The sequence below is a fragment of the Streptomyces marispadix genome (genome assembly GCF_022524345.1).
Classification (GTDB): domain Bacteria; phylum Actinomycetota; class Actinomycetes; order Streptomycetales; family Streptomycetaceae; genus Streptomyces; species Streptomyces marispadix.
In genome coordinates this window covers 279,997-303,944 of record NZ_JAKWJU010000002.1, presented here as the reverse complement: position 1 = coordinate 303,944, position 23,948 = coordinate 279,997, and the positions used below count along the sequence as shown (strand labels likewise).

Genomic DNA, 23,948 nt, shown 5'->3' with positions numbered 1-23,948 from the left:
CACGTCGGCGAAGACCCCACGTCGCCCAGGACCCAGTCACCGAAGGAGGTGCCCCCGCCCATGACTTCAGCCCCGGAGCCCGGATACGGGCTGGTGCTGTGCAGCCAGTTCACCTCCGACGACGACGTGGTGGCGCGCTTCGCCGAACAGGTGGAGCAGGTCCGCTTCGCCCGCGACGCCGGCTTCTCCTCGGTGTGGGCCACCCAGCACTACCTCGCCGACCCCTTCCAGTACCTCCATCCGCTCGCGGTGCTCTCCCGCATCGTCCCCGAGTCCGGCAGCATGCGGATCGGCACGGCCATCACGCTCATGGCGCTCCAGAACCCCGTCGACCTCGCCGAGGAACTGGCCACGCTCGACATCATCAGCGGCGGCCGCCTCACCGTCGGAGCCGGACTGGGCTACCGCGACACGGAGTTCGACGCCTTCGGCGTCCCCCGCGACGCAAGGCTGCGCCGCTTCCTCGACAACCTCGACCTCGTAAAGCGGCTGTGGACCGAGGACGAGGTGACCTTCCACAGCGACGCCGTCAAGCTGGAGGCCGTACGTCCCGTGCTGCGGCCCGTGCAGCGCCCGCACCCGCCGCTCTGGCTCGCCGGTCACACCGACGGGGCGCTGCGCCGCACCGCACGGATGGGCCTGCCGTGGCTCGCCGCCGCCGCACACGTCGACCGGGACTATCTGCACCGGCAGGTGGGCCACTACCGCGCCGCCTGCCGTGACTTCGGCCGCGATACCGCCCCCGTACAGGTCCTCCAGGAGGTCTACGTCGGCGAGAGCGACGAGGCCGCCGTCGAGGACGTGAGAGCCGCGATGACCGTCAAGTACGCCGCCTACCGCGCCTGGGGGCAGGACCGGGTGCTGCCCGCCTCGCAGAGCTTCGACGCGGAGTTCGACAAGCTGCGGCAGGGCCGCTTCATCCTCGGCGGGCCCGCCTCCTGCCGTGCTCGACTCACCGATCTCATCGACCACGTGGCACCGGAGAACATCCTCCTCCGCCCGCAATGGCCCGGGATGCCGCAGGAGAAGGTCATGGCCAGCCTGAAACGCCTGAGGGACGAGGTACTCCCATGAACACGAAAGCGATCGGACGGCGCGGCTTCCTGTCCGCCGCGGGCCTCGGCCTGGCCGCGGCGGCGGCCTCGGCGTGCGCCCCGGCGGACGCGGGGACGCGGCGCAAATCGAGGGTGGCGACCTATCTGCCGTCCTCCTACGGCGATCTCTACCCCGGCATCGAGATGTTCGACAAGGTCGCCGCACGGCGCAGCGGCGGACGTCTCGCGCCGGACCTCTACGACTCCGGCGCCCTGCTCGGCGCCGAACAGCTCCTGCCCGGACTGCTGTCGGGAGTCGCCGACGTCATCTTCCAGACCAGCTCCTACGTCTCCTCCACGTACCCGGTGCTCGGCGCGATGGAGCTGCCCTTCATCACCGAGGACTACGGCAAGCTGCGCCGCGCCATCGAACCGGGGCGCGCGCAGCACGAGTTGATCAACAAGAACCTCGCACCGAAGGGCGTGCGCATCCTCGGCGGCATGCCCACCACGTTCGAGTACCTCTGGACGGTCGACAGGCCCATCCGCAGGCCCGAGGACGTACGAGGGCTGCGGCTGCGCGTCGCGGGCGAGATCGAGGGCGAGACGGTCAAGGCCCTCGGCGGAGCACCCGTCACCATGGGGTCCGCCGAGGTCTACCAGGCGCTGGAGCGCAACACCATCGACGGTCTCGTCAGCTACATCGGCACGGTCGTCTCCCGCGACCTACAGAAGATCGTCAAGTACGGCACGGCAGGCCACTTCGGCGCCTACACCGTCGACGCCTACTGCCGCAGCGACTGGTACGAGCAGCAGCACCCGTCCGTCCGCCGGGCCCTGGACGAGGCCGGAAGGACCCTCTACCGGGACGGCACCGCCCACATGGTGAAGGTGCACACGAAGGACTACCTCCCCAAGGTCCGTGCCGCGGGAGTGCAGTTGATCGAGCCGGGCGAATCGGAGATGGCGGCCTTCCGCAAGGCGATCCGGCCCGTGCACGCGGCCTGGCGGCAGCGCCTCGGCGCCCGCACGGCCGACCAGGCCGTCGAATCCATCCGCAAGGCATGAGGGGCCCGGCATGAGCACGCTGAACTCGATACGCAAATACGTGCTGGCCTGCGCGATGGCGCTGGCCGTCGTCGCCATGGCCGTCGTCGGGCTGATGATGCTGACCATCACCTACGACGTCGTCGTCCGCTTCACCTTCTCCGCACCGACGGACTGGGCCTACCCGCTGAATGCCGCCGGTGTCCTCGTGGCCACGTCGCTGGCGATCCCCTACTTCTACGCCAAGGGGCAGCACATCTCGATGGACCTGGTCCACCGTGCCCTTCCGGCCGGGGCGCGCCGGGCCGCCGACGTGGTGACCGCCGCCGCGACCGCGTTCCTCGGCCTGGTGCTCGCCGTGACCGCGTACCGCTCGATGACGGTCGCGCTCGCCGGGGGCCTCACCGGCTCCGGCACCTTCAGCATTCCCCTGTGGGTGCCGGACGCGGTGCTGTTCCTCAGCGGCGTGCTCCTCGCCGTCGTGGCCGTGCTCTTCCCCCCGGGAGGCTGGGACGACGGAGCGGCCGCCGTGGTGGAGGGCGGCGCGGCGACGTCACCGCCGTCCGGCGCGGACCCGTCCGGCGCCCACCCCTCCAGGAAGGCCGGTACGTCCCAAGTGCCGCCCGCCGCAAGCCAGTCCACACACGCCGACAGCACCGACCGCCGCGCCGGCCCCGGTGGCGGCAACGGCCCCGCCGCCGACTCCGGCACCGGAGAAGGAGAGACCCGCTCATGATTTCCGACGCCGGTGTCGCCGCGCTCGCGGTCGTACTGCTGCTGTTGCTCATCGCCCTGCGCACACCCATCTTCGTGGCGCTCGCCGTCTCCGGCATCGCCGGGCTCATCGGCCTCGGCGGCCTGTCCGGCGTGGAGTTGACGCCGCTGTCACTGGTCGCGCAGCTACAGAACTACGCGCTGGTGGCCGCGCCGCTCTACATCCTTCTCGGCGAGGTGCTCGCGGTCAGCGGCCTGGGCCGCGACCTGTTCGGCGCCGCGTACCGCTGGTTCAACCGGATACCCGGCGGACTGGGAGCCTCCGCCATCGGCTCCTCCACGGTCTTCGGCGCCATGTCCGGCGTCAGCATCTCCTCCGTCGCGATCATCGGCCGCATGGCCGTACCGGAGATGCTGGCCCGCGGCTACCGCCCTGCGTTCGCCAGCGGCACCGTCGCCGCCTCGGGCGCGCTGGCCATGCTCATCCCGCCGAGCCTGATGTTCATCCTGTACTCGTCGGTGACGGGCGTGAGTATCGCCGAACTCTTCGCCGGGGGCCTCATCCCGGGGCTGCTGCTCGCCGCGTTCATGATCGTCTACGTGGTGGTGCGGGCGAAGACGGCCCCGGCCAACGCACCGGTGGTGGCCGAGCACTTCACCTGGGGGCAGCGCCTTTCCGCGCTGGTGAGGATCTCGCCCGCGCTGGCCCTGATCGTCCTCGTGCTCGGCTCCATCTACACCGGCTTCGCCACCCCCACCGAGGCCGCGGCCGTCGGCGCGCTCGCGGCGTTCGGCGTCACGGGATGGGTCTACCGGAAGCTGGGCTGGGCGAACCTGCGGACGATCTTCATCTCGACGGCCCACGTCACCGCGTCGATCCTCGCGATCGTCGGCGCCGCGTTCGTCTTCACACAGATGCTGGTGGTCGCGCGGGTCCCCGACGCCGTCTCCAACTTCGTCGTAGGACTGGACACTTCGCCGTACCTGGTCGTCGCGGTGATGATGCTGGTGCTCATCGTCCTCGGCTGCCTCGTCGACGCCGCCTCGCTGCTGCTCGTCGTGACGCCGATCCTGGTTCCCGCGATCGAAGGTCTCGGCTTCGATCCGCTGTGGTTCGGGGTGCTGCTGGTGGTCAACCTGGAGATGGCGGTGATCACGCCACCCGTCGGGCTGAACCTCTACACCATGAAGTCCGTGGTGCCCGAACTGGACCTCGCCGACATCTTCCGCGGCATCCTGCCGTATCTGGCCATCGAGGCCGGCATGCTGGCGCTCGTCACCGCCGTACCCGAACTCGCCACCTGGCTGCCGGGGTTGGTGACATGATCGCGGATCTCGCAGACTGGGCCGCCGCACTGGACCCGGGCGACGCCGACCGTGAACTCGCCCGCACAGCGCTGGCCGACACCGTCGCCGTCACCCTCGCCGCCGCCGGCGACCCGGTCGCCCGCATGACGGCCGGGCTGCCGGAGCCGCTGCGCTGGGCCGCCACGGGCCACGTACTGGACTTCGACGACGTCCATCTGCCGTCGACCTCCCACATCAGCGTCGTTTGCGTCAGCGCGGCCCTCGCGTGCGGAGGTGGAGAGCGTGCCTATCTGGCGGGCGCGGGAGTCATGGCGCGGCTCGGTACGGCACTGGGCTGGAGCCACTACAGCAGCGGCTGGCACACCACCTGCACCGCGGGCGCCCCCGCCGCCGCGATCGCCGCCGGCATCGCCCTCGGCCTGGACACGGACGGGCTCAGGCGCGCCATGGCGCTCGCCGTGCCCGGAGCGGGAGGCGTGCAGCGTGCCTTCGGCACTTCGGGGAAGTCCCTTCAGGTGGGTTCCGCAGCCGAGGCCGGGGTACGGGCGGCGCGCCTCGCCGCGGCGGGCGCCACCGCCGAACCGGCCGCGCTGGACGCCTGGTTCGCCCTCGTGGGCGGCGCACGGGAGCCGGACACGGCCGGGCCCGCCGTCCCGGACGGACTGGCCGTGAAGCTCCACCCCTGCTGCTACGCGATGCAGCGGCCCATCAGCGCGGCACGTCTGCTGCCGCTCCTCGGCGACGGGGGCGACCCGGGCGGCACCGAGGACATCGCGCGCATCACGGTCACCACGCCAGAGGCGGGCATGCAGCCGCTGATCCACCACCGGCCCCGTACGGGACTGGAGGCGAAGTTCAGCATGGAGTACGCCGTCGCGACCGCGCTCCTCGACGGCTTCCCCGGCATGGACGACTTCACCGACGCCGCTGCGTCCCGCCCCGAGGTGCGGCGCCTGCTGGAGCGTACGGAGGTACGTGTCGTGCCCGACGGCGGAGAGGATCTGACGGGAGGCGAGACCCGCATCGTCGTGGAACGCGCGGACGGCGAACTCGCCGAGGCCGCCCTGGAGTTGCCCCAGGGCCACCCGCGGCGCCCGGCCACCGGCGCCGAACTCGCGGCGAAGGCCGCCGCTTGCGTGGGCGAGGAGAGGGCTTCCCAGGTCATGGAAGTGACATGGGAGTCGGCGCCGGAGCTGCTGCGCGCAGCGCTGCCGGGAGGCTGAGGTCCGAAGGCGGCGGGACTCGGGCCACGGCCAAGTGCGGTGCGCGCGTGCGGAGTTCGCGTTCCGGCGAGACGGGCCGTGCGTCAGCTCGCGCCTGCGCCCGTGATCCAGGCATACGCACGCCCTGCGTCGAACTCGTCCTGTCCGCCCGCGAAGAGCAGCCCCGCCGAGGCGAACCCCTCATCCGTCTCCGCACCCCGTACATACGGCACGGCCACACAGCGCATGCCCGCACGGCGTGCCGCCTCCGCGCCGGGCGGTGCGTCCTCCACCACCACGCAGTCCCCCGGGGACCGGCCCAGACGCCGTGCCGCCTCCAGGAAGACGTCCGGCTCCGGCTTGCCGTGCGCGACCTCCTCCGCCGATACCCTCACGGGCAGCAGCGCCCCCAGCCCCGACCCCGCCAGGACCGCGTCGATCGCCTCCCGCGAGGAACCCGATGCCACCGCCAACGGGTGTGCGGCGGCGTGCAGTCGCTCCACCAGGCTGCGCATCCCGTCGAAGACCGGCGTCGAGCGCCCGGCCAGCTCCAGATAGCTGCGGTTCTTCTCCGCCAGCAACTGCTCGACGGGCGCGGCGATCCGGTGCTCGGCGCGCAGCGTCTCCATCGTCTCCCGAGTGCCGATGCCGACGAACCGGGTGTGCTCCTCCCAGCCGAAGTCCGTCACTCCGTGCGCGGCGAGCACCCGCCGGCCCGCCTCGTAGTAGTGCGGTTCGCTGTCCACGAGCGTGCCGTCGAGGTCGAAGATCACGGCGGTCGCGGGGGAGTCGTCCATGGCCACCAGGGTGCCCGACCCTCGCCGAGTGACGGGCGGGAGGAGGTGGAGGGGCCTGCGTGAAGGACCGTGGAAGCGGCCGCAGGAGGCGCTCTCGGGCGGCGGCGCACCGCCGACTGTCACGCACCCGCCCCTCGCGGGTGTGATCGAGTACGTCCCCTGCCCCCGCCAGCGCTGCTACGGTCGGCCCAAGATCACGGAATTCTCGTGCAGATCGTGGAACTCCCGGGCAGGAAGGGGCAGCACGGTGAGCGGAGTGAACGGGCAGTCGGCCGACAGGGCGTACATCGGGTCGTTCACCTCGGCGGGCGGCCGGGGCGTGACCACCGCGTCCCTCGACACCGGAACCGGCGAACTGGCGGTGCTGCACCACACCGGGACGCTCGTGCCAGACCCGTCCTATCTCGTCCTCACCGAGGGCCCCGGCGGGCCGGGCGCCCCCGGCGGCCGTCTCTACGCGGTCAGCGAGCGCGACATCGGCGGCGCGGCGGCCTTCTCCCTCGCCGACCGGGACAGACCCGAGCTGCTGGGCGAACCCACCCCCGTAAGGGGCGGAGGCCCGACGCATCTGACCATCGCCGCGGGCCATCTCATCACCGCCAACTACGGCACCGGCAGCATCAGCGCACTTCCCGTACGCGCCGACGGCACGCTCGGCAGCCGCGCCTCCGTACATCAGCACACCGGCAGCGGGCCCGAGACACAGCGTCAGGAGGGTCCGCACGCGCACGCGGTCGTCCCCGACCCGTCGGGCCGCTGGCTGCTGTCGGTCGACCTCGGCACGGACTCCGTGTGGATCTACGACCTGCGCGACGCCTGCCCGGAGGGCGAACCGCTGCCGTACGCCGAGGCGGCGATGCGCCCCGGAAGCGGACCGCGCCACCTCGTCTTCCACCCCGACGCCGGTCACGCCTACGTCGTGGACGAACTCGACTCCTCGGTGACGGTGTGCAGTTGGGACGCCGGCACCGGCACGCTCGAAGCGCTGCACGCCACGGCCACCGTGCCGGGCAGCGCCTCCCCGGAGCGCAACTACCCCTCGGAACTCGTCATCTCGCACGACGGACGCTTCGCATGGGCCGCCAACCGCGGCCACGACAGCATCTCGGTGTTCGACCTCGCCGCCTCCGGCGGCTCCATGGAACTGACGGGGACCGTGCCGTGCGGCGGCCACTGGCCGCGCGATCTGGCGCTGCACCCGTCGGGCCGCTGGCTCTACGCCGCCAACGAGCGCTCCGGCGACGTCACTTGGTTCCGCATCGACCAGACCACCGGCACGCCGCACCGCTCCGGGAGCATCGCCGTACCGGCGGCGTCCTGCGTCGTCTTCGGCTGAAGGCGGAGCCCGAACGGGGCAAGCCCGCCCGGGAGTCCAGCCGAACGGGAAGCCGGGCCCGAGCGAGCGCCCGGAACCCGGCTCAGGCGATCCGCCCGGGGCAGACGGGCCGCGGGCCGGTCGGCTTCAGGCCCCGTCCTGCCCCGGGCAGCGGAGAGGCGGCGCGCCCCGTCCTCCCCGACGGGCACACCGCCTCCGTTCCGCACCGGCGCGGCTAGCCGAAGCACGCGCCGGAGAGCTCACCCCGGCCGCTGAGCGCCCTCAGCGCGCCGCCAGTCCCTGCGGCGTCTGCTGATGCGGGATGCCCAGCTTGGTCGCGTACGTCGAAGCCACCAGCTTGCCCACCGCGGGGTACGCGCCCAGCGGCTCGGCCACGGCGCAGCCCGCCTCGGCCGCCGCCGCGTCGAGCAGCCCCTCCGGCACCTCCGGCCCGATCAGGCAGGGCGCGACGGCGAGCTGCTGGGAACCGGACTCGCGCAACTGCTCGGCGACGCGCGCCACGGCGCCCTCCTCGTCGAGCCCCGCCGCGAGCACCGGGACGGCGAGACGCGCGGCCAGCAGCATGCCGGTGATGCCCGCGGCCTGCACGGCCTCCTCGCCTCCGACGGACGCCAGGATGATGCCGTCCGCCGCGGTCGCGACAGTGAACAGCCGGGCGCGGTCGGCACGGGCCAGACCCGCCTCGGAGAGCTTCACGTGCACGCCCTCGGCCAGCAGCGGATGCGGCCCGAGCACATCGGTGAGTTCCGCGCCCGTGCCGCTGGAGAGGACCGCCTGCCGTATCTGGCGCATGCCCGCGGCGTCGGGGCCCGCGAGCAGCGGGATGACGAGCGCGACGAGACGCTCCTCGGCGCCGGTCTTGGGGGCGCGGCGGGCGGCGGTGCCGTCACCGGATTCAGGGTGCCCCGCGCCGTCCTCGCCGGCGGCGGCGGCCTCGACGGCCGCCAGCTCCGCGGCGCGTTCCTCCGCCTCCTGCTGATCCGCCGCGGTCCGGGCCAGTACGCCCCCGAGCGTCGGGTACTCCTCGCCGTCGCCTTCCACATAACCGATCCGGGCGTCCAGCCCCGGCAACTCCGAGCGGGCGATGCTGAGGATCTCCTCAGCGGTGCTGCGGACGGCGCTGGAGGGTGCGCCGGGCACGGCGAGTACCAGCGCGGGTGCGTTCTCTGGTGCAACGACAGGCTCCGGCTTGCGGTGCCTTCCGGGCCTGCGTGGACGCGGCATTCGCACTGGCAGGCCGTTGTCCGGGTCAGTGGGGGAGCTCATGCGCCCGCATGTTAATGCCTTGGGAGACCCCGCAGTTCAAGCGGGGGAGAGTGGCCGGAAATGCCCTTTTGGTCCGGCGGGTGAGATGTTGAGGTATGCCGGAATTCATCACCGGATTTCTCAACTCGTGGAAAGCAGCGCCGGATCGGTGGGAAGCCGCAGCGCACCCTCGGTGAGCCGGGCGGCCACGAGCAGTGCACCGTCCAGCGGACCGCCCTCGGGGACCAGCACCCGCGCATGGGGCAGCCGCCGCTCCAGCTCCTCCTCCAGAGGCTGCATGAGCGGCGCACCGATACGGAACAGGCCGCCCGTCAGCGCGACCGCGGCGCCCCCGGCCGAGGGGCATACGGCCGCCGCCGCACGGGCGATCTCCTCAGCCGCCTCGCGCATCACCGAACCGGCGACCGGATCGCCCTCGGCGGCACATGCAGCGACCTCCGGCGCGAACGAGGCCAGTACCGCCGGTCTGTCCGTACGGGGATAAAGCTGCGCCGGCAGTCCGCTCAGCGGCGCACCGAAGCGCTCCTCGGCGCGCTCCCTCAACGCCGGGGAGCCGCCCTCCCGGCCGTCGAAGTCGCGCATCGCGGCCCCCAGCCCCGCCTGCCCGATCCAGGAGCCGCCGCCGCAGTCGCCCAGCAGATGGCCCCAGCCGTCGGTACGCCGCCACTCGCGCAGATCGGTGCCCACGGCGATCAGGCCGGTACCGCCGGTCACCACGGCACCGGGCGACTCGCCCAGGGCGCCCGCGTACCCGGTCACGGCGTCGGCGGCCAGAGCCACATGCCGTGCACCCAACTCCCGCGCCAGCGCCCCCGGCAGCGTCGCCCGCAGCCCCGCCCCGAGGGTCGCCATGCCCGCGGCCCCGACGCACACCGCGTCCAGGCCGCCGCCCTCCGCCCCGGCCTGCGTAAGCAACTCACGGGCGGCAGGCACCAGTTGCGCCAGCATGTGGTCGGCGTCGATGCCCTCGGCGCTCGTGCGCACCGGCTCGGGCGAGGTGACCGTGCCTGCCGCCTCGGGCGCCTCGCCCGGACGTGAGGCGTCGGCCAGCGCGATGCGCAGACCCGAGCCGCCGGAGTCGGCGGCCAGCACCCAGACCGGTCCCGAGGACGGGCCGTCCGAAGACCCCTTGCCGTCGCCGGACTCCCGGCCTGTCACGGCAGTTTCCAGTCCACCGGGTCCGCTCCCTGCTGAACCAGGAGATCGTTGACGCGGCTGAAGGGACGGGAGCCGAAGAAGCCGCGGTCCGCCGACATCGGCGACGGGTGCGAGGACTCCACCACGGGCCTGCTCTCCAGCAGCCCGCGCAGATTCCGCGCGTCGCGGCCCCACAGCACGGAGACCATCGGCCGCTCCCGGGCGACGAGCGCACGGATCGCCTGCTCCGTGACCTCTTCCCAGCCCTTGCCCCGGTGCGCACCGGGCTTCCGGGGCGCCGTCGTGAGCGCCCTGTTGAGCAGGAGCACGCCCTGTCTCGTCCACGGCGTCAGGTCGCCGTTCGACGGCCGGGGCAGCCCGAGGTCGCTGTTGAGCTCCCGGAAGATGTTCTCCAGGCTGCCCGGCAGCGGACGTACTTCAGGGGCGACCGAGAACGACAAGCCCACGGCATGCCCCGGCGTCGGATAAGGGTCCTGTCCGACGATGAGGACCCGCACCTCGTCGAAGGGTTGCTGAAAGGCACGCAGTACGTTCTCCCCTGCGGGGAGGTAGGTTCTGCCCGCCGCGATCTCCGCGCGGAGGAACTCGCCCATGGACGCGATCCGTTCGGCGACGGGCTCCAGAGCCTTGGCCCAGCCGGGTTCGACGATTTCGTTCAACGGTCGTGCAGCCACGGGCCGTTACTCTACTGCTTCCGCGGGCGGCACCCGCCCCCGGCGATCACATCAGTCGATCACCGCCGCGCGGACACACAGCACATCCGGAAGATGCCCGGCCAACTGCCGCCAGTGCTCCCCTTCGTCGGCGCTGGCGAACACCTCGCCGTTGCGGTTGCCGAAGTAGATCCCGGCGGGGTCCGCGCCGTCGCTGCACATCGCGTCGCGCAGCACCGGACCGTAGTGCGCGTCCTCCGGCAGCCCCGATCCCAGCTCCTGCCAGCTCGCCCCCGCGTCCTCGGTGCGGTGCACCCGGCAGCGGCGCCCTGCCGGAACACGGTCGGAGTCGGCGTTGAGCGGGAAGACGTATGCGACGCCGCCGCGGCTCGGGTGACTGACCACGGGGAAGCCGAAGTCGGAGGGGAGGCTCCCGCCGATGGCCGTCCAGCTCGTGCCCTCGTCGTCGCTGCGGTAGACGCCCCAGTGGTTCTGGAGGTAGAGCCGGTCGGGGTCCGCGGCGTCACGCGCCACCTTGTGCACGCACTGGCCGTACTCCGGGAAGCGCATGTTCTCCGGGAGGAAGACCGCCTCCACTCCGCGGTTGCACGGCTCCCAGCTCTTGCCCGCGTCGTCGGTGCGGTAGGCGCCGCCCGTGGAGACCGCGACGGTCACCCTGCGGGCGTCCCTCGGGTCGACCAGGATGGTGTGCAGGCCGAGGCCGCCGCCTCCCGGCACCCAGTCCTTCCTCGTGGGGTGCTCCCACAGTCCGCGCACCAACTCGAAGCTGACACCGCCGTCATCGGAGCGGAACAGCGCGCCGGGCTCGGTCCCCGCCCACACCACGTCGGGCTCGTCGGCGCCGCCGGGCTGCAACTGCCACACCCGCTCCAGCGAGACCTCGGTGTCCTGCGGGAACTTCACCGCCGGAGCCTCCGGCTCCGTCCACGTCGAGCCGAGATCGTCGGAGTGGAAGACCGAGGGCCCCCAGTGCGCGCTGTCGCCGCCCACGAGGATCCTGGGGCCCGAGGCGCGCCTGGTGTCGAAGGCCACCGAGTAGACCGCCTGCGCGTTGAAGTGCGGACCGTCGAACTCCCAGTCCGCCGACTGCCGTCCGCCGACCGGCCGCCGTGCGAGGAAGAGTCCCTTGCGGGTGCCCACCGCGAGTAGTACGTCTGACATGTCTGATCCCGCCTTCATGACGTCATTGTCCGGGCTTTCGAGGTGGGCACAGTCTGCACCCGCCCACTGACAATGGCACCGCTGCCGACGTCGTAGCAGGTCACAGCGGCGCGTGCGCAACTGCGGGAGCACGCCCCGTGATCGGAGCGGCGGACGCGAGGCGGCTTGGGCGCGCCCTGCCCGCCCCGCGGCTCAGTTCGCCGAGGGCTTCCGCGGCGGAGTGGTGGCCGGCCGGGTCTTGCGCAGCAGTTCGCGCCCCTGCGACGCGGGCCGCGCCTCCGCCTCGGCTTCCGCCGGCTCCCCGGGCTCCGGCCGCGGCTCCCGCGCCACGAGAGCCGCCGGATTGCGCACAGTGGTCAACTGCCGGGCAGGCGCGCGGTGTTCGTCGCCGCCGGCGCCGTCCTCGGGCGGGGTGCCCAGCTCCCAGTCCAGCTCGTACCGTGCGAAGAGTTCGGCACGCAGCCGGGTCACCGGCATCGGCGCACCGGGAAGGAGCACGGCCACCACGGCACCCATCAACAGCGCCCGCAGCAGCGGATAGTCGGCGTCCGGGTCCGGCGAACCGTAGCGCGTGACGGTCTCCTTCAGCAGCGACGCCAGCCGCTGCTGCTCGGGACACTGGACGAATCCCTCCTGTTGGAGGATTCCGGCCATATGGGCACGCATCAGCACAGGACGGTCCTGGGCCAGTCCGAGTACGGCGTCGATCGCCCTCGCCAGCGCCTCGTCGCCGTCGGCGGGACCCTCCGGTCGCGGCGCGCGCCTCAGTGCGTCGTCGAGCGTGAGGTGCATCAGCCGGTGCACCGCGGACTGGAAGAGCTGCCGCTTCCCGGGGAAGTAGTACGAGATGAGCCCGCGCGCCGACCCGGCGCGATCGGCGATGTCCCCCAGGGTCGTCGCCTCGTAGCCTCGCTCGCCGACGAGATCGACCGTAGCCTGAAGCAACCGTTCCCGGGAGCGCCGACGCAACTCTTCGTTGACCGAGGCGCTCCGGGGGGACATCCTGTTAACTCCTATGTTGACTGGCTCGCAGCCAGTATACTCGTGGAGACTTCGGCGGCAGTCCCGACCAGGCTGTTTCCGACGCGGGCCGCCGGTATTGGGCGACGCGGGGGATCGCCCAATACCGGCTATCTGCCTGCCCCACCGGCCACTCCCGCCCCCTTGCGAACGCCGCGGGCGTCTCCGTGCGCCCCGTCTGCGAGCCCTCAACTCCCGTTGTGCGAACCGTTGTTGAATACGGGACGAGCAATAAGATGAGACGACGAACACGCTGAGACGGGCACACGTCCCACGATCCTCCGCTGCCTGTTCCGCGATCTTCCGGTAACCGTGGCCCACTAGGAGAGCCCATGTCGTTAGCGGTCGTCTCGCTCATCTGGGATGCAGAGAAATCCTCCGGTTCGCAGCGCGTCAAGTACGACGACGACGGCTATTACCTGGTCCGCTTCCCCTACGGGGAGCAGGAGTCGTACGACCCCTGGAACATGCACGCTTCACGGCGCGACGGAGAGGACTCCCGGTTCCCCGACGCGCACTCCGGCCTCATCTACCCCAGCCACGAGGGCTGGGGCGTCGTCTCGGCGATGGTGCACTGGGAGGAGGACGACGACCCGCACGAGTACCGCGCCCGGTTCGTGCGCGACCCCCTCGGCGACGGATACGACTCGACGGCGACGACGGACGCCGCCGCGACCGGCGGCGGCCAGTACAAGTCGTACATGTGGCAGTTCTTCGTACACCCCGATGTGCCGATCGGCCTGAAGGTCTCCGCACGCGGCAGGCGCGACAAGAAGATCGCCGTCCCGCTGATGCACGCGCAGTTCAAGCTCGCCATACACACGGACGTCGCCGAACCCTGAACCCGGTGACGCATCGCAGAGGCCGGGCGCCGACAATCCTCAACCGGCGCCCGGCCTCGCGCCGTTGACGTCCGCTCCCGTGCGTCCGGGGTGCCTGTCCCGGCTGTCCGCGCGCTCCGACGGACCTCGCCGGGCGGTCCTGCCCGAGAAGGACTCGAACGCCCCGATCGCCGCCGCGGCCAGCGCGACGCCGAGTGCCGCCCCCGCGACGGTGTCCGTGAGCCAGTGCACCCCCAGCGCCACCCTCGTAAGGGCGACCCCGGCCACGGACAGAACGGCGGCGGCGAGCACCAGCGCCCGCGAGGGTGCTCCCGCGTCCGTGCGGCGCACCAGCCAGACCAGCAGGGTGCAGGCGAGAGCGGCGGTCATCACATGGCCGGACGGCATGGCGGAGTACTGCGCCGAGTCCACGGGGTGCTCCCACTGCGGACGCTCCCGGTCCAGCAGCGCCTTGAGGGCCTGCTGAACTCCCGCGCCCGCGGCGGCCGTCACGGCACACCACACCGCCCGCAGCCGCTCACCCCGCAGGCCCACCCAGAGCGCAGCCGCGAGGACCAGCAGCCGCATCGTCACCGGGTCCCACACCCAGTCGGTGAGGATGCGGTTGGTCCCGGTCCAGTCCGGGTGTGCCAGGGCCCTTACGTGGAGCACGTGCGCGACCGCACGGTCCAGCGCCACCAAGGGCCGCCACCCCACGGCGACGAGCACGATCACGACAGCGCCGGCGGCGCCCAGCGCCAGCGCGGTCCTCAGCCACGGGCGCCTGGACGAAGGCGCCTCGGAGGTCTCCATCGGTGAAGTCTCCGCTGGTGGTGTCTGCACAGGGGAAGTCTCCGTGGGGGAGGCCGGAGCCGGAGCAGCGGGGCGGTCCGTCGGTCCGTACATGCGTCGATCTTCGCGCGGATCGCGGCGGCGCGGCTATCGCAGCGCGGAAAGTCCCGGAACGAAGGCCACGAGGAGGGGCACCGCCGGTACGAGCACGGCTGCCGCGGTCATCCGCAGCCGCCGCGATACCGGCAGCCGCGGAGCGGCGGACAGCAACCGGTGCACCCGGTGGGGGACTTGGGCCAGCGGCGTCGGCGCGGGCCCGAACACCCCGCTGTCCTCGTTGAGTTCGACCAGTGCCAGCGCGGTCGTCAGCCGCCCGTACCGCCTGGAGGCGACGTCGTCGGCGGCCATCTCCACGAGCGCGTGCACCTGGTCGCGGAACGCGGCGAAGACCGGCACCCTCGGGAATCCGGCCGCCAGGGCGGCGGAGCAGTGCATCAGCCAGTCGTGCCGGGCACGTGCGTGGCCCTGCTCATGCTCCAGCACGGCGTCCAGTTGACGGCCCTTCAGGCGGCGCAGCGCCGCGGTGGTGACGACGAGCCGCGCTGTGCCGCCGGGCAGCCACCACGCCTCCGGCTTCTTCCCCTCCAGCACCACCAGCCGGTCCGACTCCGACGGCTCCTCGCCAGGCAACCGCGGTGCCCTCTCGCGCAGTTCGGCGTGGCGACGGCGGCGGCGCACACGTGCCTCGTACACCTCCCGCAGCAGCATCGCGCCCGTCCACGCACCCCCGCAGGCCAGCAGCACCGCGAGGGCTCCGGCCCAGGGCCCGTACGAGCCGAGGCCGAGGCCGTACGCCTCCTCGACGCCGCTGGGAGCCGGTGCGAAGACATGGCCCCTTACGACCTGCCACGCGGCTGCCGCCGAGAACGCCATGGCCAGCAGGCAGCACAGCAGCACGGCGGCCACGACGCACTGCCACACCCAGAGCGCCAGCACGGGTTCACGCTCCGGCCAGGACGAACGGGCCAGTATGCGCGGGGCGACCGCGGCGGCCAGCCCGCCGAGGACGAGCAGCGCCAGCGGGACCATCATGGTCGCCAGACTATGGGCCTGCGGGCGCGGGGCGGTACGCGGGACCGTCCAGAAGTGACCGATGCCTCACGATCAGCGAGGGGCGTACCACGGCGGACGTCTCAGAGCGTCAGCAGCATCGCCAACATGCCCGTGGCCATGGCGAGTCGGCATGCGGGGGCCAGTCCCGGAAGATCGAGCGTGCCCGCCGTGTCACGCGGGACGGGCAGCACACGGCGCCCATCGGGGACGCCCGCGTCACCGTCGCCCCCGCGGCGCCGCACGGCGATCCCGTCCCGGCGGGCCCGGTCCTCGTGGCCCTGCCCGGCGGCGTCAGGGAGCAGCAGCAGTCCGGTGCGCAGCACATAGCCCGCGTAGTAGACGAGCAGCGCGCCCGTCAGCAGGGGCACCCCCGCGACTGCGGCGCCGCCCGGCCCATGGCCGCCCGCGGCGCCGTGCGCCCCCGGCATCGCGAGCGCCATGTAGATCATCGCCAGCGCCCCCACGAAGTGGTGGAGGTGGTGGGCGTGCTCCGCCTGCTCCGGATCCGTCCCCGGCCCCGCCCCAGAGACCGGCCCCCCACCCGGATCCGAATCCGGCCCACTCGCCGGTACGGCACGACGCAGCCCCTCCCTGAACCGCGTCAGTTCCAGCACGCCCACCGTCCCGAAAAGCGCCAGGAAGACGAGCGGGGACAGCGCGCCGGCCACGCTGCCGGGCAGCGCCATCGCCGCCATCCCCAACCCCATCAGGGCCTCGCTCCTGGCGGTACGCCGCCGCATCCCCCCGGCACCCTCTGCGCGCAGCAGGCACACGCAGGCGACGAACGCGCACACTGCCGTCAGCAGCCAGGCGACCGTCGCCGACCCGTGCATCACCGACCTCCCCGCTCGCCCCGCGTGAAGGCTGCCCGTACGTACGCGGTCACACGGGAGCGCACGGGCGCAACCGGGGAGCGCTCAGGGGGCGGGCGGGAAGCCCGGTGGCAGCCGCGCCGCGAGGACGGTCCGGGAGTTCCCCGACGCGGGCGGGGCAGCCCGCGGGCACCCGTGAACCGCCTCCCCGCGCCCCCCGGGGGTGTCTTGCGTACGGCGCTTGTCTGCGGCGGTGCGTACGGCGCTGTGTGCGGCGGTGGGTACGGCGTCAGATCCCGGGCCGGTAGCGCATCGGATGGTCCGCGGGGACCTCGACGACGCAGATGCGCACGCCGTCCGGGTCGGCGATCCACATCTCGATCAGCCCCCACGGTTCGCGGACCGGTTCGCGCAGCACGTCCGCCCCGGCCTCGCGCAGTCCGCGGTGCGCCGCCTCGGCGTCGCGCACCTGCAACCAGAGCTGAAGGCCCGGCGCGGGCGGTGAGTCGGAGCGCCCGGAGACCTCCAGATATCCACCGCCGAGGAAGTAGACCGTGCCGCGCTCGGGGCCCGTCCCGAACTCCCGGTGGACGGCCAGCCCCAGCGTCCGCCCGTAGAACTCCCGGGTCCGCTCCGGGTCTGTGGGCCGCAGCAGGATGCGGCTGCTCAGTACGTCCAGCATGCCTGCCGACTCTATTCCCGGCGGCCGGGTATTAGGGTCCCTCACCATGGAGAACGTCAAGGAGACCGGCGAGCCGACCTTCCGTGCCGCCGTGCGCGACGACGTGGACGCTCTCGTCGCGCTCCTGGAGTCCGCCTACCGCGGGGACTCCAGCCGCAGCGGCTGGACCACCGAGGCGGATCTGCTGGAGGGGCAGCGCACCGACCCCGAGGGAGTCCGCGCCGTCCTCGCCGCCCCCGGCAGCATGATGCTCGCCGTCGAGCGGGACGGGACGCTGGTGGCCTGCTGCCAGCTCGAACGGCGCGGCGACGTCGCCTACTTCGGGATGTTCGCCGTACGCCCCGAACTTCAGGGCGACGGGCTGGGCAAGGCCGTACTGGCGGAGGCCGAGCGCACGGCCTCCGCCGAGTGGGGCTCCCGCGAGATGCAGATGACGGTGATCCGTCAGCGCGAGGACCTGATCGCCTGGTACGAGCGCCGCGGCTACAAGCGCACCGGCGAGTTCACGCCCTTCCCCTACGGCGACGAGCGGTTCGGGATTCCGCAGCGCGACGACCTCGCTTTCGAGCTGCTGGTCAAGAAGCTCGGCGTGCGGCCCTCTTGATCTCCGGCATATCGGTCACGATTCCGTCGAGGCCCAGCTCCCGCACCCGGGCCAGTTCCTCGTCGGTGTTGACGGTCCAGGTGATGACCTTGATCCCGTCGGCGTGGCAGCGTTCCACGGTCTCCGCCTCCAGCCACCGCAGCTCGCACGAGACCATGAACGCGCCCAGTTCGCGGGCCCGTTCGGGAGCGGTGGGCGTGGAGCGGCCCGTGACCAGCACGAGCGGCATGTCGGGAAGGTGCGTACGGGTCTCGCGCAGCGCCTCGTCGTGGAAGGAGATCACGGTGACGCGGTCGTGCAGCCCGAGTTCGGTGATGGCACCGGCCAGCACCCGGGCCGCCGCACGGTCCTTGATCTCGGCCTGCAACGGAGAGCGCACGGCCTCGACGACCTCCTGGAAGACGGGGATGCGCTCGCCCTCGCCCGCGTCGAACTCGCGCAGTTCCGCCAGGGTGAAGTCGCCGATGGCGCCCGAACCGTCCGTCGTGCGCGAGACGTCGGCGTCGTGCATCACCACCAGGGCGCCGTCCTTGCTCAGATGCAGATCGAGTTCGATGACGTCGAACCCCTCGCGCTCGGCACGTACGAAGGAGCGCAGGGTGTTCTCGGGCTCCACGCCCATGACCCCGCGGTGGCCGACGGTGAGCAGCGACACGGCACCCTCTCTTCCCTGTGGTCCGGCGCACGCGGTGACGTACGCGGCGCACACACTAGCTTTCCCGTCCGGACCTTCCCCTGCCCCCGTTGTTCGCCGTCCGCACCGCGTGACGTACGAACGGCCATGAGCACGCCGGCACCTGGCGCGGCAGGTACCGCCACACGCACGGCATCCCGACTCGCCGCCCGGCGGCGCCGGTTGGGCCCGCCCCGGCCGCACCCACGTGACACACACACCCCCGACAGAAGGAGCAGTGAAGTGAGCGGCAGCACCGCGTCCCAAGGACCCGAGCGCCTCGCCCCCGGAGCCCGCGAGCTGATGCAGGCCATGGCGGCCGTCTTCCCCGACGTGGGAGCCACCGTCCACGACGCGGCCGAGGCACGCCGCATGCTGGCGCTGATGATGCCGGAGCCGTCGCGCCGCCCCGAGGTGGGCGCGGTGTCGGACCGGCTGATACCGGGCCCCGAGGGTGCGCCCGACGTGCCGGTGCGTATCTACCGCCCCTACGAGGAGAAGCCCGCCCCCGGCAGGGCGCCCACGGTGGTCTTCCTCCACGGCGGCGGCTGGGTGCTGGGCAGCATCGACTCACACGATTCGACGGTGCGCGCGATGTGCCGTGCCTCCGGTGCCGTGATCGTCTCCGTCGGCTACCGGCTCGCGCCGGAGGCACGCTTTCCCGAGCCCGCCGACGACGCGTACGCGGCCGCGTGCTGGGCGGCTGGGCACGTCGACGAGCTGGGCGGCGACCCGGACGCCCTGCTGGTCGCGGGCGACAGCGCCGGCGGGAACCTCGCCGCGGTGTGCACGCTGATGGCCCGTGAGCGCGGCGGCCCGTCCGTCGCGTACCAGTTGCTGATCTACCCGTCCACCGACCCGGGGGGCGAGACGGAGTCCCGTCGTGTCAACGCAGAGGGCTACTTCCTCACCGAGACCGCGATGCGCTGGTTCGGTGCCCAGTACTTCGGGCCCGACGGCGATCTCACCCACCACTACGCGGCGCCGCTGCGCGCGGACCTCTCCGGGCTGCCGCCCGCGCATGTGATCACCGCGGGCTGCGATCCGCTGTGCGACGAGGGACGGGCGTACGCCGCGAAGCTGCGCGAGTGCGGAGTGCCGGTCAGCGAGGCGCACTTCCCGGGGATGTTCCACGGCTTCCTCGGTGTCGGGGAGCTGCTGCCGGACGCGGTGGAGGCCATGGCAGGACTGGGCAAAGTCATTGCCTCGACGGCATCTGACAGGAAGATCGACGGTTGCGACGGGGGGTTTGGCGGATGATTTCCTGTCCCTCCACTTGAGGGGGTCTCCATGGCGGGCTACCGTGCTGTTGACGCCAGGTTCTTGTGTGGAGGGGTAGTCATGACGGAAATGCTTTCGTCCAAGACCGTGGGGACTGCGAATACGTCCGCCGAGCGCGTGGTCGAACACCCGGCATGGGCAGTGCTCAAGGACGCCGTCGAAGCCATCCGTCCCGCGCAGTCGAAGGACGGGTCGATCGACTTCGAGGCGGAGGGCGCACCGTCACGTGCGGCCGTAGAAGCCGACCTGGAGCAGATCTGCAACGCCGTGCGCGACCTGACCGCGCTGCTGCCGCACGACTCCGCCTACCACGAGGCGCTCGTCGACGACCTGCGCCGCTGGGCCGCGGGCGGCTTCGGCGTGCCCGACTTCCTCGACTCGCTGCTCGCCTTCCAGCCCGCGCAGAACCGCCAGGACGGCCTCCAGCACCTGGTCGTCTTCCCCATGTACACCCAGAACGGCAACCCCGACCGCAACCTCGAGGCCGTGGTGCTGCGCATGGTCTGGCCCGACTGGCTGGCCGAGCTGGAGCGCACGCGCTACGACAACCCGCTCTTCTGCGGCATCACCTTCGAGGACTTCACCTCCGGCTACGACACCAACTCCGCGGTGCTCTTCCCGGAGACCGTCGCCGTGCGCGAGGCGCCCTCCCGCTTCTCCTGGGGCGGCATCTTCTGCGACCGTGAGGCGGCACGCTTCCGCCGCGTCGTCGACGCCGCCTGCGACGTCACCAGCCTCCAGCTCCCCGAGGACGCCAGGGGACTCGTCGACGACCAGGCTCGCTGCCAGCAGACGTTCGTGCTGTGGGACATGATCCACGACCGCACCCACAGCCACGGCGACCTGCCCTTCGACCCGTTCATGATCAAGCAGCGGCAGCCGTTCTGGATGTACGGACTGGAGGAGCTGCGCTGCGACCTGACCGCCTTCCACGAGGGCGGACGCCTCGCGGCGGAGGGCTATCAGCAGGGCCGGGACGTGCAGTTCGCGGTCCTGCTGGACCGGCTCTTCCGCTTCCCCGTCACCGGGGAGCGCAACCGCAACTACGACGGTCTGGGCGGCCAGTTGCTCTTCGCCTACCTCCACCAGCACGGCGCGCTGCGCTGGACCGACAACAAGCTGGCCATCGACTGGGACCAGGCCCGGCAGGTGACGGCGCGGCTGCGCGAGGAGATCGAGACGCTCTACCGCGCGGGCATCGACCGCCCCAAGATCGTCCACTGGTTCAAGGCGTACGAGCTGGTCTCGTCGTACCTGGCACCGCACCCCGGCTCCACATGGGCCAAGGGACCCGACGCGCTCGACCTGACCCTGCCGCCCCGCAAGCTCGTCGACGACGTGCTTCCGGACGAGTTTCCGCTGAGCATGTTCTACGAGGCCCTCGCGAAGAAGCTCCGTTCCGTGATCGCATCGACCAAGGGCATCACCGCTCAGGCCCCCGCGCAGGCCGCGGCCTGAGCACGCCCGCGGCACGGAGGGCGGCGGAGCGGCAGGGCGTCGAGGACCAGGAGGCACACGCATGACCAACACGACGGCACGTGGATACCGCGGAGACGGAAAGGGGAGCCTGGAGGGGTCCGTCATCGCCGTCGCGGGAGCGGCGGGCCCGGCCGGGGCGGCGGCCCTGCTCCGTCTCGCCGAGGAGGGCGCCACGGTCGTCGGTGCCGACTCCGACGTCGGCCGCCTCGCCGAGGCCGTCGACGCCGCCCGTTTCGCCCACGGCGGTGCGAGCGTCACCGGGGAGACCGTCGACCTGCTCGATCTGTCGGCCACGCGTGAGTGGGCCGCCCGTACGGAGAAGGAGTTCGGGAAGGTGCACGGGCTGGTGCACCTCGTGGGCGGCTGGCGGGGCTCGGCGACGTTCGCCGAGACCGACCTCGGCCACTGGGACACGCTGCACGATCTGCTGATCCGCACCGTGCAGCACACCTCGCTGGCCTTCGAAGGCCCGCTGGCGCGCAGCGGCAACGGCCGTTATCTGCTGGTCAGCGCCGCCGGAGCGAGCAGCCCCACCGCGGGCAACGCCGCCTACTCCGCGTCGAAGGCGGCGGCCGAGGCGTGGACTCTGGCGCTGGGCGACTCCTTCCGCAAGGCGGGGGGCGAGCAGGGCCCGCCCGCGGCTGCTGCCATCCTGGTCGTCAAGGCGCTGGTGAACGACCAGATGCGGGCCGACCGCCCCAAGGCCAAGTTCGCGGGCTTCACCGACGTCAAGGACCTGGCCGGCGCCATCGCCGGCACGTGGAGCAAGCCCACCGAGGAAGTGAACGGACAACGCCTGTGGCTGACCCCGAAGCCGTGAGTACGGACGCGACCGACGCCAAGCGCCGCCACGACCCCGGGACCCGCGGATTCGCCAGCGACAACTACGCGGGCGCCCACCCCGAGGTCCTGGCGGCGCTCGCCCTCGCCAACGGCGGGCACCAGCCCGCGTACGGAGCCGACCAGTACACCGCGCACCTCCAGCAGACCGTGCGCAGCCACTTCGGCTCCCGCGCCGAGGCGTACCCGGTCTTCAACGGCACGGGCGCCAACGTGATCTCGCTCCAGGCCCTCACCGACCGCTGGGGCGCCGTGATCTGCGCGGACAGCGCGCACATCCACGTCGACGAGTGCGGAGCACCGGAGCGCGTCGGCGGCCTGAAGCTGCTGACCGTCCCCACCGACGACGGCAAGCTCACGCCCGAGCTGATCGACCGGGAGGCGTACGGCTGGGACGACGAGCACCGTGCGATGCCGCAGGTCGTCTCCATCACCCAGAGCACCGAACTGGGCACCGTCTACACGGTCGAGGAGATCCGGGCCATCTGCGACCACGCCCATGAGCGCGGGATGAGGGTCCACCTCGACGGCGCCCGCATCGCCAACGCCGCGGCGGCGCTCGACCGCCCCATGCGGGCCTTCACCAACGCAGCGGGCGTCGACGTCGTCTCCCTGGGCGGCACGAAGAACGGCATGCTCTTCGGCGAGGCCGTCGTCGTGCTCGATCCCGGCGCGGTCCGCGCGATGAAGCATCTGCGCAAGCTGTCGATGCAGCTCGCCTCCAAGATGCGGTTCATATCCGCGCAGTGGGACGCGCTGCTCTCGGGCGACCTGTGGCTGCGCAACGCCAGGCACTCCAACGCGATGGCCCGCCGCCTCGCCGAGGGCGTGAAGGACGTCGACGGCGTCGAGATCCTTCAGCCGGTCCAGGCGAACGCGGTCTTCGCGCGGCTGCCCAACGAGGTCAGCGAACGACTCCAGAAGCGCTACCGCTTCTACTTCTGGGACGAGGCCGCCGGCGACGTGCGCTGGATGTGCTCCTTCGACACCACCCCGGAGGACGTCGACGGATTCGTCGCCGCCCTGCGCGAGGAGATGGGCCGCTGACGCAACGGCCCGGCCCGGCCCCCGCCCGTACGTCTCGTCCCGAACCCACGGCCCGCACCGCCTGGGCCTGTACGCCTCGGCCCGCACCGACTCGGTGCGGGCCGCCCGGCCTTGCGGGGCCGCCGTCGGCCCGCAGCTCGCGCTACATCGCCTTGGCCTCCGCCGGCGTCGGCGCCGTACCGCCCATGTGGGCCGGGAGCCACCAGGAGTCGTGCGGTCCCTCCGGGGCGGAGGGGTAGGCGCGCTGCGCCGCCTCCAGCAACTCCTGTACGCGCCCGCGCAGTCGGGCGGTCAGGCCGGCGGTCTCCTCGCCCTCCGCGCTGTGCAGCGGCTCGCCGACGCGGATGCCGACCGGGAAGTGGTTGCGCCCGAAGTCGCGCTTGCGGCCCTTGGTCCACAGTCTCTGCGTGCCCCACAGCGCCACCGGTACGAGCGGCACCCGCGCCTCCTGCGCCAGCCGGGCCGCACCGGACTTGAAGTCCTTGAGCGTGAAGGAGCGCGAGATGGTCGCCTCCGGGAAGACGCCTATGACCTCGCCCGAGTCCAGCGCCCTCAGCGCGTGCCTGTAGGCGCCCTCCCCCTGTGAGCGGTCGACGGGGATGTGCTTCATCGCCCGCATCAGCGGCCCCGAGACCTTGTGCCGGAACACCGACTCCTTCGCCATGAAACGTACGAGCCGCTTGGCGGGCAGCGCCGCGAGACCGGTGAAGACGAAGTCGAGATAGCTGATGTGGTTGCTCACCAGCACGGCGCCGCCCCGCCGTGGAATGTGCTCGGTGCCCTGGATGTCGAATCGCAGGTCGAGCGCCTTGAACCAGGCGCGTGCCGTGGCGATCACAGGCGGGTAGACGAGTTCTGCCATGGGGAGCCCTTCCTGTCGGCCCTGGGAGAGGGTGGCTCCCGCCAGGTGCGCAGCCGTACCTACGGATGCGTAACTTCGGTCCGCCGCCGATGGTTCCTCATGGGCCTGCCGATGGCCATACCCGGGGGGTCCGCACGTCCGCCGCCTGTCCCGGGCCGTGCGGGAATGCCCGTACATGCGGCGAGTGCTGCACACTCCGGGGGTGCGGGGCCCCGGCAACGACGG

General features: G+C 72.1%; 24 protein-coding genes. 12 read left to right on the top strand and 12 right to left on the bottom strand.

Features of this window, described 5'->3' with window-relative positions:
* Positions 1–60 precede the first annotated feature (60 nt).
* From MMA15_RS01355 to MMA15_RS01335, 5 genes are read left to right on the top strand one after another with little or no spacing between them, the layout of a single operon-like run.
* Entirely contained in the window at positions 61–1,074 is a 1,014-nt protein-coding gene (locus tag MMA15_RS01355) for an LLM class flavin-dependent oxidoreductase (protein WP_241057099.1), read from the top strand.
* Positions 1,071–2,102, top strand: a complete 1,032-nt coding sequence (locus tag MMA15_RS01350) for a TRAP transporter substrate-binding protein (protein WP_241057098.1) — start codon at positions 1,071–1,073, stop codon at positions 2,100–2,102. Before MMA15_RS01355 ends, MMA15_RS01350 begins: the two co-directional genes overlap by 4 nt.
* Before the next feature lie 10 nt (positions 2,103–2,112).
* Positions 2,113–2,817 carry a TRAP transporter small permease gene (locus MMA15_RS01345; protein ID WP_241057097.1) on the top strand — a complete coding sequence of 235 codons (705 nt, stop codon included), beginning with the start codon at positions 2,113–2,115 and terminating at the stop codon, positions 2,815–2,817.
* Positions 2,814–4,121: a TRAP transporter large permease gene (locus MMA15_RS01340; protein ID WP_241057096.1), complete on the top strand. Its 1,308-nt coding sequence runs from the start codon at positions 2,814–2,816 to the stop codon at positions 4,119–4,121. The genes MMA15_RS01345 and MMA15_RS01340 overlap by 4 nt, the downstream gene beginning before the upstream one ends.
* Complete coding sequence (locus MMA15_RS01335; protein WP_241057095.1) at positions 4,118–5,326, top strand: MmgE/PrpD family protein; 1,209 nt, start codon at positions 4,118–4,120, stop codon at positions 5,324–5,326. Before MMA15_RS01340 ends, MMA15_RS01335 begins: the two co-directional genes overlap by 4 nt.
* An 83-nt stretch (positions 5,327–5,409) precedes the next feature.
* Here the strand turns inward: MMA15_RS01335 and MMA15_RS01330 are convergent, their stop codons facing one another.
* Positions 5,410–6,102, bottom strand: a complete 693-nt coding sequence (locus MMA15_RS01330) for an HAD family hydrolase (RefSeq protein ID WP_241057094.1) — start codon at positions 6,100–6,102, stop codon at positions 5,410–5,412.
* 247 nt (positions 6,103–6,349) lie between these two features.
* On the opposite strand from MMA15_RS01330, the gene MMA15_RS01325 reads away from it, so the two are divergent.
* Positions 6,350–7,438, top strand: coding sequence for a lactonase family protein (locus tag MMA15_RS01325; RefSeq protein WP_241057093.1), 1,089 nt, complete (start codon positions 6,350–6,352; stop codon positions 7,436–7,438).
* Between the two features lie 261 nt (positions 7,439–7,699).
* Here the strand turns inward: MMA15_RS01325 and MMA15_RS01320 are convergent, their stop codons facing one another.
* From MMA15_RS01320 to MMA15_RS01300, 5 genes are all read right to left on the bottom strand, one after another.
* Positions 7,700–8,704 carry a sirohydrochlorin chelatase family protein gene (locus MMA15_RS01320; protein WP_241057092.1) on the bottom strand — a complete coding sequence of 335 codons (1,005 nt, stop codon included), beginning with the start codon at positions 8,702–8,704 and terminating at the stop codon, positions 7,700–7,702.
* A 120-nt stretch (positions 8,705–8,824) separates the two neighbouring features.
* Positions 8,825–9,862: an N-acetylglucosamine kinase gene (locus tag MMA15_RS01315; RefSeq protein WP_372498160.1), complete on the bottom strand. Its 1,038-nt coding sequence runs from the start codon at positions 9,860–9,862 to the stop codon at positions 8,825–8,827.
* Positions 9,859–10,536 carry a uracil-DNA glycosylase gene (locus MMA15_RS01310; RefSeq protein WP_241057091.1) on the bottom strand — a complete coding sequence of 226 codons (678 nt, stop codon included), beginning with the start codon at positions 10,534–10,536 and terminating at the stop codon, positions 9,859–9,861. Before MMA15_RS01310 ends, MMA15_RS01315 begins: the two co-directional genes overlap by 4 nt.
* A 51-nt stretch (positions 10,537–10,587) precedes the next feature.
* Positions 10,588–11,697: a WD40/YVTN/BNR-like repeat-containing protein gene (locus MMA15_RS01305; protein ID WP_241057090.1), complete on the bottom strand. Its 1,110-nt coding sequence runs from the start codon at positions 11,695–11,697 to the stop codon at positions 10,588–10,590.
* A gap of 192 nt (positions 11,698–11,889) precedes the next feature.
* Positions 11,890–12,699 carry a TetR/AcrR family transcriptional regulator gene (locus tag MMA15_RS01300; RefSeq protein WP_241057089.1) on the bottom strand — a complete coding sequence of 270 codons (810 nt, stop codon included), beginning with the start codon at positions 12,697–12,699 and terminating at the stop codon, positions 11,890–11,892.
* A 350-nt stretch (positions 12,700–13,049) separates the two neighbouring features.
* On the opposite strand from MMA15_RS01300, the gene MMA15_RS01295 reads away from it, so the two are divergent.
* The gene (locus MMA15_RS01295; RefSeq protein WP_241057088.1) at positions 13,050–13,559 is read left to right on the top strand and encodes a hypothetical protein; all 510 of its coding nucleotides are present in this window, start codon (positions 13,050–13,052) and stop codon (positions 13,557–13,559) included.
* A gap of 39 nt (positions 13,560–13,598) precedes the next feature.
* On the opposite strand, the gene MMA15_RS01290 is transcribed toward MMA15_RS01295, so the two are convergent.
* The 4 genes from MMA15_RS01290 to MMA15_RS01275 form a co-directional block, all read right to left on the bottom strand.
* The gene (locus MMA15_RS01290; RefSeq protein ID WP_241057087.1) at positions 13,599–14,351 is read right to left on the bottom strand and encodes a phosphatase PAP2 family protein; all 753 of its coding nucleotides are present in this window, start codon (positions 14,349–14,351) and stop codon (positions 13,599–13,601) included.
* Positions 14,352–14,477: 126 nt separating this feature from the next.
* Positions 14,478–15,422, bottom strand: a complete 945-nt coding sequence (locus MMA15_RS01285) for a M56 family metallopeptidase (RefSeq protein WP_241057086.1) — start codon at positions 15,420–15,422, stop codon at positions 14,478–14,480.
* A gap of 101 nt (positions 15,423–15,523) precedes the next feature.
* The gene (locus MMA15_RS01280) at positions 15,524–16,276 is read right to left on the bottom strand and encodes a DUF5134 domain-containing protein (RefSeq protein ID WP_241057085.1); all 753 of its coding nucleotides are present in this window, start codon (positions 16,274–16,276) and stop codon (positions 15,524–15,526) included.
* Positions 16,277–16,544: 268 nt separating this feature from the next.
* Entirely contained in the window at positions 16,545–16,937 is a 393-nt protein-coding gene (locus tag MMA15_RS01275; protein WP_241057084.1) for a VOC family protein, read from the bottom strand.
* A 46-nt stretch (positions 16,938–16,983) separates the two neighbouring features.
* Between MMA15_RS01275 and MMA15_RS01270 the strand changes: the two genes are divergently transcribed.
* The gene (locus tag MMA15_RS01270) at positions 16,984–17,541 is read left to right on the top strand and encodes a GNAT family N-acetyltransferase (RefSeq protein ID WP_241057083.1); all 558 of its coding nucleotides are present in this window, start codon (positions 16,984–16,986) and stop codon (positions 17,539–17,541) included.
* Here the strand turns inward: MMA15_RS01270 and MMA15_RS01265 are convergent.
* Positions 17,513–18,196 carry a glycerophosphodiester phosphodiesterase gene (locus MMA15_RS01265; RefSeq protein WP_241057082.1) on the bottom strand — a complete coding sequence of 228 codons (684 nt, stop codon included), beginning with the start codon at positions 18,194–18,196 and terminating at the stop codon, positions 17,513–17,515. The two genes, MMA15_RS01270 and MMA15_RS01265, sit on opposite strands and share 29 nt — an antisense overlap.
* A 261-nt stretch (positions 18,197–18,457) precedes the next feature.
* On the opposite strand from MMA15_RS01265, the gene lipP1 reads away from it, so the two are divergent.
* From lipP1 to MMA15_RS01245, 4 genes are all read left to right on the top strand, one after another.
* Positions 18,458–19,474 (top strand): LipP1 family hormone-sensitive lipase, encoded by a 1,017-nt coding sequence (lipP1, locus tag MMA15_RS01260; protein ID WP_241057081.1) that lies wholly within the window; start codon positions 18,458–18,460, stop codon positions 19,472–19,474.
* An 81-nt stretch (positions 19,475–19,555) separates the two neighbouring features.
* Positions 19,556–20,953, top strand: a complete 1,398-nt coding sequence (locus MMA15_RS01255) for a DUF6421 family protein (RefSeq protein WP_241057080.1) — start codon at positions 19,556–19,558, stop codon at positions 20,951–20,953.
* Between the two features lie 61 nt (positions 20,954–21,014).
* Positions 21,015–21,794 carry an SDR family NAD(P)-dependent oxidoreductase gene (locus MMA15_RS01250; RefSeq protein WP_241057079.1) on the top strand — a complete coding sequence of 260 codons (780 nt, stop codon included), beginning with the start codon at positions 21,015–21,017 and terminating at the stop codon, positions 21,792–21,794.
* On the top strand, positions 21,773–22,861 hold the full coding sequence (locus MMA15_RS01245) for a threonine aldolase family protein (protein WP_372498159.1): 1,089 nt from the start codon (positions 21,773–21,775) through the stop codon (positions 22,859–22,861). The genes MMA15_RS01250 and MMA15_RS01245 overlap by 22 nt, the downstream gene beginning before the upstream one ends.
* Before the next feature lie 142 nt (positions 22,862–23,003).
* Here the strand turns inward: MMA15_RS01245 and MMA15_RS01240 are convergent, their stop codons facing one another.
* Positions 23,004–23,723, bottom strand: coding sequence for a lysophospholipid acyltransferase family protein (locus MMA15_RS01240; protein ID WP_241057078.1), 720 nt, complete (start codon positions 23,721–23,723; stop codon positions 23,004–23,006).
* Positions 23,724–23,948: the final 225 nt, after the last annotated feature.